The 9,436-nt window shown below is 29.7% G+C and carries 11 protein-coding genes and 1 pseudogene; 6 read left to right on the forward strand and 6 right to left on the reverse strand.

Translation table 11 applies throughout. From position 1 onward, the window contains the following. The first annotated feature begins 65 nt into the window (after positions 1-65). From psmA to rrp42, 5 genes are read left to right on the forward strand one after another with little or no spacing between them, the layout of a single operon-like run. The gene (gene psmA, locus MBORA_RS00560; protein ID WP_042692900.1) at positions 66-830 is read left to right on the forward strand and encodes an archaeal proteasome endopeptidase complex subunit alpha; all 765 of its coding nucleotides are present in this window, start codon (positions 66-68) and stop codon (positions 828-830) included. A gap of 29 nt (positions 831-859) precedes the next feature. Next, on the forward strand, positions 860-1,558 hold the full coding sequence (locus tag MBORA_RS00565) for a ribosome assembly factor SBDS (RefSeq protein ID WP_042692897.1): 699 nt from the start codon (positions 860-862) through the stop codon (positions 1,556-1,558). A 27-nt stretch (positions 1,559-1,585) separates the two neighbouring features. Beyond that, on the forward strand, positions 1,586-2,512 hold the full coding sequence (rrp4, locus tag MBORA_RS00570) for an exosome complex RNA-binding protein Rrp4 (protein WP_063720082.1): 927 nt from the start codon (positions 1,586-1,588) through the stop codon (positions 2,510-2,512). A 25-nt stretch (positions 2,513-2,537) separates the two neighbouring features. Further along, positions 2,538-3,236 (forward strand): exosome complex exonuclease Rrp41, encoded by a 699-nt coding sequence (gene rrp41 / locus MBORA_RS00575; RefSeq protein ID WP_042692894.1) that lies wholly within the window; start codon positions 2,538-2,540, stop codon positions 3,234-3,236. 9 nt (positions 3,237-3,245) lie between these two features. Beyond that, positions 3,246-4,031 carry an exosome complex protein Rrp42 gene (gene rrp42, locus MBORA_RS00580; protein ID WP_042692891.1) on the forward strand — a complete coding sequence of 262 codons (786 nt, stop codon included), beginning with the start codon at positions 3,246-3,248 and terminating at the stop codon, positions 4,029-4,031. On the opposite strand, the gene MBORA_RS00585 is transcribed toward rrp42, so the two are convergent. Genes MBORA_RS00585 through MBORA_RS00610 form a run of 6 tightly spaced genes read right to left on the reverse strand, consistent with a single transcriptional unit; the run spans position 4,028 to position 8,057 of the window. Then, the gene (locus tag MBORA_RS00585) at positions 4,028-4,633 is read right to left on the reverse strand and encodes a molybdenum cofactor guanylyltransferase (RefSeq protein WP_231475821.1); all 606 of its coding nucleotides are present in this window, start codon (positions 4,631-4,633) and stop codon (positions 4,028-4,030) included. The genes rrp42 and MBORA_RS00585 overlap by 4 nt on opposite strands. Then, complete coding sequence (locus MBORA_RS00590) at positions 4,630-5,388, reverse strand: hypothetical protein (protein WP_042692887.1); 759 nt, start codon at positions 5,386-5,388, stop codon at positions 4,630-4,632. The genes MBORA_RS00585 and MBORA_RS00590 overlap by 4 nt, the downstream gene beginning before the upstream one ends. Continuing rightward, complete coding sequence (gene cbiT / locus MBORA_RS00595) at positions 5,389-5,958, reverse strand: precorrin-6Y C5,15-methyltransferase (decarboxylating) subunit CbiT (RefSeq protein ID WP_042692885.1); 570 nt, start codon at positions 5,956-5,958, stop codon at positions 5,389-5,391. Beyond that, entirely contained in the window at positions 5,959-6,507 is a 549-nt protein-coding gene (locus tag MBORA_RS00600) for a UbiX family flavin prenyltransferase (protein WP_042692883.1), read from the reverse strand. It abuts the gene before it with no gap. 8 nt (positions 6,508-6,515) lie between these two features. After that, complete coding sequence (locus MBORA_RS00605) at positions 6,516-7,742, reverse strand: HD domain-containing protein (RefSeq protein WP_063720083.1); 1,227 nt, start codon at positions 7,740-7,742, stop codon at positions 6,516-6,518. Positions 7,743-7,748: 6 nt separating this feature from the next. Continuing rightward, positions 7,749-8,057, reverse strand: a complete 309-nt coding sequence (locus tag MBORA_RS00610; RefSeq protein ID WP_042692875.1) for a hypothetical protein — start codon at positions 8,055-8,057, stop codon at positions 7,749-7,751. 207 nt (positions 8,058-8,264) lie between these two features. Here MBORA_RS00610 and MBORA_RS00615 point away from each other — a divergent pair. Continuing rightward, a pseudogene (locus MBORA_RS00615) lies at positions 8,265-9,359 on the forward strand (ammonium transporter); the annotation flags it as partial. Between the last annotated feature and the right edge of the window lie 77 nt (positions 9,360-9,436).

Consider the following 9,436-nt stretch of genomic DNA (forward strand, 5'->3'; position numbering starts at 1 on the left):
ATTTTATTTTTGTGGTGTCGAACTTAAATTATTGTTTATAAAATATTTGAATGTGAGGTAATGTTATGCAACCTTTACAAAATGCTGGATATGATAGGGCAATCACTGTATTTAGCCCAGATGGAAGACTTTTTCAAGTTGAATATGCAAGAGAAGCTGTAAAAAGAGGGACTACATCTATTGGTGTAAAAAGTTCTGAAGGTATTGTACTCGCTGTAGATAAAAGAACTACTTCTAAGTTAGTTGAACCAACATCTATTGAAAAAATATTTAAAATAGATGAGCACATAGGTGCAGCTACTTCTGGTCTTGTAGCAGATGCAAGGGCATTAGTAGAAAGGGCAAGGGTAGAATCTCAAATTAATAAAATTACCTACAGTGAACCTATTAGAGTAGAAAGTTTATCTAAAAAATTATGTGACATGTTACAATTATACACACACAATGGTGGTGTAAGACCATTTGGTTCTGCATTAATTATTGGTGGAGTATATGAAGGTAAATCAAGATTATTTGAAACTGACCCTAGTGGTGCATTAATTGAATATAAAGCAACTGCAATTGGTTCAGGAAGATCTGCTGCTATGGATATTTTTGAGGATAAATATGAAGATGATTTATCCTTAGATGATGCAATTTGTTTAGCTATCACTGCTATTAATGAAGCTACCGATCATGATACTACTTCTGACAATGTTGAAATTGCTGTTATTAAAATTGATGATGAAAAATATGTAAAATTATCTCAAGATGAAGTAAAATCATACATTGATCAAGTCATTGTTGAAGAAGAAGATGATAAAGAAGAAGTAGAAGAAAATGAAGAATAATTATAATATTTAATTAAGGGATGTTTTCAATGGTGAATGTTGATGAGGCTATCATAGCTAAATATGAGTACTGTGGTGAACACTTTGAGATTTTGGTTGATGCTGATTTAGCAGCCGAGTATCGAAACCCTGACAGTAGTGATGTTGCCATTGAAGATCTCTTAGCTGTTGAAGAAATTTTTAAGGATTCTAAAAAAGGAGATAAAGCTTCTGATGAATCTATGAATAAGATTTTTGAAACTACAGATCCTATAGAAGTTTCAAAAATCATTCTTGAAAAAGGAACTGTTCAATTAACTGCAGAGCAAAAAAGACATATGCAGGCGGATAAAAGAAAACTTGTTATTAATAAAATATCTCGTGAAGCTATTAATCCTCAAAATGGACTTCCTCATCCTGTACAAAGGATTGAAAATGCAATTGATGAAGCGAAAGTAAAATTTGACCCATTCACATCTGTGGACCAACAAGTACAAACTGCTTTAAAAGCTATTAAACCACTTATCCCAATTAGGTTTGAAAAAGTTAAAGTAGCTGTTAGATTACCAGGTTCTGTAGCAGGTAGTGCTTATTCTCAAATTCATGCATTTGGCGAAGTATTAAATGAAGAATGGCAACAAGATGGTTCTTGGATTGGTATTATTGAAATGCCAGGTGGTCTACAAGATTCATTTGCTGCTAAAATGGCTGAAATTTCAAATGGTGAAGCTGAGACAAAATCAATTTAATGATTAATTTTAATTAATGGGATTATTATGATATATGTAGAAAATAAAAATTTCGTTATTCCTGGCCAAGTGTTAGCGGATGATGATTATTACTCAGGAAGAGGAACCTTTAAAGAGGATGGTAAAGTTTGTTCTTCTTTAATGGGGCGTGTTTCTCTAAGGAATAAAAAAATTAGAGTTATTCCATTTAAAAGTAAATATGTTCCTAAGAAAGGAGATGTTGTAATTGGTAAAATCAAAGATGTTAGATTTTCTATGTGGGATGTTGATATAAACTCCCCTTATTCTGGAATTTTACCTGCTTCTGAAGTATTTAATAAAGATAAAAAAGAACTCAACAAAGTTTTTGATGTTGGGGACGTGCTATTTTTAAGAGTTGTCGAAGTTGATGAAATCAAAAAGGCTAAGCTCGGTTTAAAAGGAAGAGGAATGGGTAAATTTAGAGGAGGAATAATGGTTGATATTGCTCCAACTAAAGTTCCTAGGTTAATTGGTAAAAAAGGCTCCATGATCAACATGATTAAAGATAAAACTAATTGTAAAATAGTTGTTGGTCAAAATGGTATTGTTTGGGTTAAAGGTGAAGAAGATATGGAACAACTCACCAAAAATATCATCCATACAATTGAAGCTGAAGCTCATACTTCTGGTTTAACTAATAAAATTAAAAATAAATTATATTTAACTATTGATGGTGAATTACCACCTGAAGAAACTCCTGAAGCAGAAGAGGAGTTTGTTTTAGAAAAACCGAAACTTCAAAATTTTAAAGATGAATTAGAACAAGAAGAAAACGAATCTTCTGATGATTCTAAAGAAAAAGAAGATAAACCAAATCTTTATGAAGTTATCGAAGAATTTAAAAGAAAAAATAAAAATAATAAAGACAAATCTCTGTCTTATGATAGTGGTTCTAATGATCATTTAATTATGAATAAAGATAATAATTATTAATTTTTGGAGTGTTTAAGAGGTTGATATGATGTCAAAAATGATAAGACATGATAGTAGGGAATTTGATGAGTTGCGTCCTATCAAAATTGAAGCAGGAGTCCTTGAACGAGCTGATGGATCTGCTTATTTAGAAGTTGGTGGAAATAAAATTTTAGTGGCTGTTTATGGTCCTAGAGAATCATATATTAGAAGATTACTCAAACCAAATACTGGAGTAATTAGATGTAGGTATAATATGGCTCCATTTTCAGTTGATGATAGAAAAAGACCTGGTCCAGATAGAAGGTCATCTGAAATTTCTAAAATCACAGCAGATGCATTAAGACCAGCATTAATGTTAGAAAATTATCCTCGTTCAATGATTGATATTTACATAGAAGTAATTGAAGCTGAAGGTGGAACTAGATGTGCAGGAATTACTGCAGCTTCTGTTGCTTTAGTTGATGCAGGTATTCCTATGAAAGATATTGTTGTAGGGTGTGCTGCAGGTAAAGTTAATGATGCTGTTGTTTTAGATTTATCTGAAGTGGAAGACAAAGAAGGACAAGCCGATGTTCCAATAGCTATTATGCCGAGGACAGGAGAAATCACATTACTTCAAAGTGATGGAGATTTATCTGAAGAAGAATTTTCACAAGCTATTGAATTAGCCATGGAAGGATGTAGAAAAATAAGCGAGATTCAAAAAGAAGCTTTAATGAAAAAGTATTCTACAGAACAATAGGTGGTCAATATGGATATCATACCAGAAATTACAAGACAAAGTATAACTAACCTTGTTAAGAATGATAAAAGAGAAGATGCAAGAGCACTTGATGAATACAGAGATATTATTATTGAAACTAATGTTATTTCTAAAGCTGAAGGTTCTGCTAGAGTTAAACTTGGAAAAACACAAGTTATGGTAGGTATTAAACCACAATTAGGAAGTCCGTTTCCTGATACTCCTGAATTGGGTGTTTTAATGACTAATTGTGAGATGTTACCTATGGCTGATCCTACTTTTGAACCAGGACCACCAAGTGAAGATTCAATTGAACTTGCACGTGTTGTTGATAGGGGAATTCGTGAAAGTGAATTAGTTGATTTAGATAAACTTTGCGTTGAAGAAGGTAAGTATGTATGGATGTTATTTATTGATTTACATATTATTGATAATTGTGGAAACTTATTTGATGCATCTGAACTTGCAGTAATGGCTGCATTAAAATCTATGAAATTACCTGTTGCAGAAATAGTTGATGAAGAAATTGTTCTTAGTGATGATGAATTCTTTGATTTGCCTATTAACAAAGAAGTAGCTATGTGTACTTTTGTTAAAATTGGAGATAAATTAGTTTTAGATCCAACATTAACTGAAGAAAGAGTTGCTGATGCTCGTTTAAATATTGGTGTAACTAGTGAAGGTAATATCTGTGCCATGCAAAAAGGTGGATTTGAGCCTTTAACTAAAGAAGATATTACAAATGCGGTAAATATAGCTATTTTAAAAACAAAAGAATTAATTGAAAAGCTTTAAATGTCTTTTGGGCGATTTAAATTTCTAAATTCTTTTTTTAATATTTTTTCATTATCAATTAAAATAAATTTTGTATCTATTTTTTCTATTAATCCTTTAATATGTAAACTGTTATTTTTTAGTAATTTTTCAATTATTGGGATGGTATTTTTATTATAAATTGAATGAAGAGGTTCTGATGTTTTTAATTTATTTTTAACATCATGATAAGGAACAATAGCTTGATATTTATTTTCAATTTCATTAAAAATACTTTGAATATAATTTTTTGTAACATATGGGCTGTCACAAGGTAAAATTAAAGCGTAATTTCCATCAATTTCTTTAAGACCCGTGTATATTCCTGTTAATGGTCCTTTTTCTTTAATTAAATCAGTTTTAAAAATTAATTTGTAGCTATAATCATTAGTATTGATAAATTTTTTATATTTGTCAACACGATTTTCATCATTTAAAACAATTATAGCTTCATCTATTTGGTAATTTAATGTGGAAAGGACATATTTAATCATCGGTTTATCATGAATGAGCATAGATCCTTTATCTTGACCCATTCTTCGACTTTGTCCTCCACATAATATAATACAAGATTTCATTTTCATGCTGTTACATATATACTTGAGTTCGGATCAAACGGATTAGTACGTATAGTAATTGACATCATGTATGGGTAATTCTTGCTTAAGTATTCTAAATATTTAACCCATTGATAAGTTAATGTACCATAAACCCGGTCTATATCTCCAAGAAGATGTTTAAAATCTGTTGAATCTATTTTTTCTAGTTCAGTCCTTTGTTCAAGTTCATCATGTAAATGGAACAAAGCAAGTAAAAGATTTGAAAACTCAGCTTTTTCAAGTAAATTTGGATTTTCAACTAAGTCTATTAAAAATAGTCTTTTATCTTGCATAAATTCTTTTAAATCTTTAATAAATTCTTGTGCTTCTTCATTAGGAATAGATAATTTAAATTTACGTCTAGATTTTTCCATTATTTCATAAGCATTTTTAAAGTCTTTTTTAGTCCATGTGTCAATATTTTTGATTTTAACTATTAAATCATCATTTTCTTCATTAATGGATGAAAATGTCCTAAGTAAATCATTTCCGATTTCTGAAAAAAATACTCCTAAAATCATGTCAATTTTTTCTAATTGAGCTTCTTTCTCTTTTTTCTCAATTATATTATCTAATATTAAAGTAACAACTAGAATTTCAATTGGTACAAATGCAATATCTACAAAAAAGTGAAAAACTGCTTCTTCGCCATGAAATAGTGTCATTGTAATTCCGTATAATACAATTGAGGCTATTATTAAAATAACTCCAAATTTAATTTTCCATTCTTCAATCTCCATTTAATTACCTCTCTTTTTAGCAGTTATAATAGCTATTGGATTTTCACTAATCATTAATATGCCGCGGTCTAAGATTCTACCATTTGAAACATTTACTTCCATAATTTTAGGATTATAACCAAGGTCTTTTAGTTTGTTTATAGCTTCTAGTTTAGTATCAACTAAAATAGCAGTAATAATTATTCGACCATTTGGATTTAGTTTAGTATCAATAATTTCTAAAATATTTTCAAGTTCCCGACCACTTCCTCCAACAACAGCTATATCAATGTTTTTTATTTCACTTAAAGCATTGGATCCTTTATCATTAATTAAAGTTACATTATCACCTAATGAAAATTTTTTAAGGTTCTTTTTTGTTACTTCAATTGCTTCAGGATTAGTATCTATCGATATTACTTTATTTGCTCTTTGTGAAAATTCACATGTAATTCCTCCAGTTCCACATCCAATATCAACTACATTATCATTTTCTCCTACTTCTGATTTATAGAGTATAATAGCTCTAATAGCTTCTTTTGTAGGTCCTGGAACATCACATGATTTATAAAAGTCCATATCACTTAACATTCACTGCCACCTTTTATATAAGTTATTTTCAATTTTTAATGAGTCTAATATTTTTCCAACAATAAAATTAATTTGGTCATCAACTGTATCACTATCCGAATAAAAACCAGGCATTGCAGGTAAAATCACTGCTCCTTCTTGTGATAATGTTAACATATTTTGTATGTGAGTACTTCTAAGTGGGGTTTCACGTGGAACAATTACAGTTTTCCTTCTTTCTTTTAAACACACATCTGCTGCTCTTGTAATTGTATTATTTCCATAGCCATGGGCGATTGATGATAATGTTCTCATGGAGCAAGGAACAATAGCTAATGCTTCAAATTTAAATGATCCACTATTTACTGAAGAAGTTAATTCATTAAATTCATAGTAATTATCGGATAGTTTAATTACTTCTTCAATTTTATAAGCAGTTTCATCTTCTATAACAATTTTTGCTGCATCGCTAATTATTAATCCACTTTCAATATTTAATTCTTTTAGAGCTTCAAGTAATTTTATTCCATAAATCACTCCACTAGCTCCTGTAATTGCCACAATTATCATATTATCTCCTAGAACAGTTTAATTTGATCATAATGTATTCCATGGAATTTTTCTTTATCAATTTCAGGTAAATCAATATAATGTTCTAATTTAAGTTTATCTAATTTATTTTTATCTTTTTTAGGAACATAGACACTAATATCTGGTATATTGAATCTAGCTTTACTTAATGCACTTACAATATTTGAAATTTCAGTTAAAGGATATAATTTTCCATCCCTATTAACTTGCGTTTTCATTTCATCAAAGCGGGGATATTCAGCTATATTTATGAATACATAATCTTTATCAATTCCAAAATCTTCGCTAATTTCTTCTTCAGCTCTTTTAAGTTCTGATGTTTTAATTTTATACATTTTTTCAGGGAATTTAAAATTATCTAGTCTTATGGTTTTGACTCTTTTTAAAAGATTTCTATTATCTAATCTTGATATAATATCGTTCACATAAGAATTGTCACATCTTCTCATAATTGAAACAACATCAGCTTCATCATACTTGTATAATGTATTTTCGTCTAAAATTCCTTCATTTAATATTTGTTTTAGGCTTCTTTGAAACATTGAGTTTACAATACGTGTTGTGTGGTGTTGATATACACTAGGATACATGAAATACCTTGATACAAGAGCTCCTTCTGCTGCTTGAACTCCTTTAATATCTAAAACCAATCCATCTTCTAATTTTAAATTTGAAATAATTCTTTCATAATCGATTATTCCATAAGCTACTCCAGTATTATGAGAATCTCTTAGCAAATAATCCATTCTATCTACATCAAGTTCTCCAGACACGATTGGTCCAAGATAACCTTTTCCAGTAATAATATCTGTAATTTCATTTACATCAAATTTTTCATCAACTAAATCCCTTAAAGATGTGTGTTTTATTACATATTTAGTTAGTTCTTCATGTTTAACTGAAAGAACTCCTTCAGACACATGTGAAAAAGGCCCATGGCCTATATCGTGTAATAATGCAGATATTCTTATTAAATCTTGTTCATCATTTTCTAATTCAAGTTTTTTAGCTAATTTAGATCCTAGATTCATTGTTCCAACTGAATGTTCAAATCGTGTATGTGTAGCTCCAGGATAAATTAAGCTAATTAAACCTAACTGTTTAATTCTCCTTAAACGCTGAAATTGAGGCGTATCCATGATTTTTACTTCAAATGAGGATAATTCAATATCTCCGTAAACACTATCTCTGATAAATTTTTTCTTTTCTCCCATCTTTTGTCACTCCAGGTAGTTTTTGATTGTATCATTTATAGAGTTATAAGTATTATTGATTTTATTTGAAATGTTATTTGTATAATTTTCTAAAATTGTGTTATTAAGTGTAGTGTTGTTTGATTTTACTGGTGGAGTATAAACAGGAACTTTATCAACATGGTTGGGAGTAAATTTCTCTTTTTCAATTTGAATTAACTTGTATGAATCATTTTCCTCATGAATTGTTACATTAGCAAATGCACTACTAATGACAAAGGAAATAATAGCTATTATTAAAAATACCACTAAATTTGCTTTTATCGAGTCTTTCATAATAACACTTTTTTTATTTGATAATTTTATCAAATTTTATAATAATACTATTTATTTTAATATCTTATATTTAATATTTCTTAAAAATAAATTGTTTTATTATTATTCATAACATTTATATCTTAGTATGTTAAATCATAATATATCGGAATATTACTTCCGGAAATATAATTCTGACTATATTTTTAATAATTGGAACTTGATATTATGGATGTTTTTAGTACAGGTAATACTGCATGGGTTCTTGTTTGTAGTCTTTTAGTTTTACTTATGAGTATTCCTGCAGTTGCATTTTTTTATGGTGGATTAAGTAAACGTAAGAATGTTTTGAATACAATTTTTTTAACACTAATCTCTTTTTCAATTCTTAGTGTTATTTGGGTGGTTTTTGGTTATCAATTTGCATTTAGTGAACATTCATTTTATGGATTCATTGGTATTCCTAACAATCTTTTCTTAAAAGGAATTACATTAGATAGTTTAACCGGCACAATACCAACATTGTTATTTGTAATGTTTCAGTTATCATTTGCAGGATTAACTGCAGCTTTAATTTCTGGAGCACTTGTTGGAAGATTAAAAACAAAGGCATGGGTTATTTTTATTTCAATTTGGGCTTGTTTAGTTTATATCCCTATTGCTCATTGGGTGTGGGGAGGAGGATGGTTAATGCAGATTGGAGCTCTTGACTTTGCGGGAGGTACTGTTGTTCATATTAATTCTGGTGTATCTGCATTAGCTGTTGCATTAGTTTTAGGAAGAAGAAAAGATTGTTCATTAATTCCTCATAATTTAACTTATACTGTGCTTGGTGCAGCATTGTTATGGTTTGGATGGATGGATTTTAATGGAGGTTCTGGTTTAGCTGCTGATGGAATTGCAGCTAATGCAATTATTGTATCAAATGCTGCAGCAGCAATGGGTTTAATTGTTTGGACAATATTGGATAACTATTTAGTTGGAAAACCAACTGTTTTAGGTGCAATATCTGGTGCAGTTACAGGACTTGTAGCTATCACACCAGCAGCAGGATTTGTTGATGTACCAGCAGCTTTAATAATTGGTGATGCTGCTCCATTTGTTTCTAATTTTGCAATTAATTATTTAAAACCAAAACTTGGTTATGATGATGCTTTGGATGTATGGGGTATACATGGTATGTCTGGAATATGGGGAGCACTTGCAACAGGTATTTTTGCAGTTCCGAGTATTGGTGGAGTTTCTGGGATGTTATTTGGGAATTCATTTCAATGGGACTGTCAATTTGTTAGCTCTTTGACATATTTTTTAGTTTTTTTTATTTTTCTTTGATTCTTTTTGTGTTTTCTGTTGTGTTTGTGAAAAGATTTAAATATTAGTTGTTGTTTTTCTTGTTGTGA

This window comes from Methanobrevibacter oralis, assembly GCF_001639275.1.
Taxonomy (GTDB): domain Archaea; phylum Methanobacteriota; class Methanobacteria; order Methanobacteriales; family Methanobacteriaceae; genus Methanocatella; species Methanocatella oralis.

Excerpts from the sequence above, each read along its gene's own strand:
- MBORA_RS00600 (WP_042692883.1), bottom strand. The coding sequence starts at position 6,507 with ATGATAATTGTGGCAATTACAGGAGCTAGTGGAGTGATTTATGGAATA.
- rrp4 (WP_063720082.1), top strand. The coding sequence starts at position 1,586 with ATGATATATGTAGAAAATAAAAATTTCGTTATTCCTGGCCAAGTGTTA.
- MBORA_RS00605 (WP_063720083.1), bottom strand. The coding sequence starts at position 7,742 with ATGGGAGAAAAGAAAAAATTTATCAGAGATAGTGTTTACGGAGATATT.
- MBORA_RS00590 (WP_042692887.1), bottom strand. The coding sequence starts at position 5,388 with ATGGAGATTGAAGAATGGAAAATTAAATTTGGAGTTATTTTAATAATA.
- psmA (WP_042692900.1), top strand. The coding sequence starts at position 66 with ATGCAACCTTTACAAAATGCTGGATATGATAGGGCAATCACTGTATTT.
- MBORA_RS00610 (WP_042692875.1), bottom strand. The coding sequence starts at position 8,057 with ATGAAAGACTCGATAAAAGCAAATTTAGTGGTATTTTTAATAATAGCT.
- rrp42 (WP_042692891.1), top strand. The coding sequence starts at position 3,246 with ATGGATATCATACCAGAAATTACAAGACAAAGTATAACTAACCTTGTT.
- cbiT (WP_042692885.1), bottom strand. The coding sequence starts at position 5,958 with ATGTTAAGTGATATGGACTTTTATAAATCATGTGATGTTCCAGGACCT.
- MBORA_RS00585 (WP_231475821.1), bottom strand. The coding sequence starts at position 4,633 with ATGAAAATGAAATCTTGTATTATATTATGTGGAGGACAAAGTCGAAGA.
- MBORA_RS00565 (WP_042692897.1), top strand. The coding sequence starts at position 860 with ATGGTGAATGTTGATGAGGCTATCATAGCTAAATATGAGTACTGTGGT.
- rrp41 (WP_042692894.1), top strand. The coding sequence starts at position 2,538 with ATGATGTCAAAAATGATAAGACATGATAGTAGGGAATTTGATGAGTTG.